Genomic DNA, 383 nt, shown 5'->3' with positions numbered 1-383 from the left:
GCCCGTGACGATGCACAGGTTCTTCGAGGACGAAAAGCCCCGGACATTCTTTTGCAGCCATTCAGGACTGACGTTCCAGCTCTGGATCACGCCAGGCTGGTCGCGCAGTTCGAGGCCATTTCCCATTGCGCCCCCGGTATCGAACTGGGCAATGAGCACGTTGTCGTTGGCGCTACCCAGCCACGCGGGCTGGACTGACACGAGGCGTCCCGGCGGGTCATCGGTCATGGCGTCCGGGCCAAGCGTGCGCCACAGGTCGGGGTGGGGCTGGTCCATCCAGTGGGCCGCCTGGCCCAGGCCGATGGCGAGCTTGGCGGCCAACGCGTCGCCGACCCGGCGCGGGTTCTTGTCCCGCCTGCCCTGGAAGCCCTGGAGTATTTGAT

Annotated in this window: 1 pseudogene; it reads right to left on the bottom strand. The window is 66.1% G+C overall.

The window, feature by feature from the left end:
* Nucleotides 1-383: pseudogene (locus WCE05_RS26425) on the bottom strand (hypothetical protein); the annotation flags it as partial.

The sequence above is a fragment of the Pseudomonas sp. I2 genome (assembly GCF_040984075.1).
In the GTDB taxonomy this organism is placed as follows: Bacteria; Pseudomonadota; Gammaproteobacteria; order Pseudomonadales; family Pseudomonadaceae; genus Aquipseudomonas; species Aquipseudomonas guariconensis_B.
Note: the sequence above shows the minus strand (reverse complement) of the source record. Positions and strands in the feature narration are given on the sequence as shown.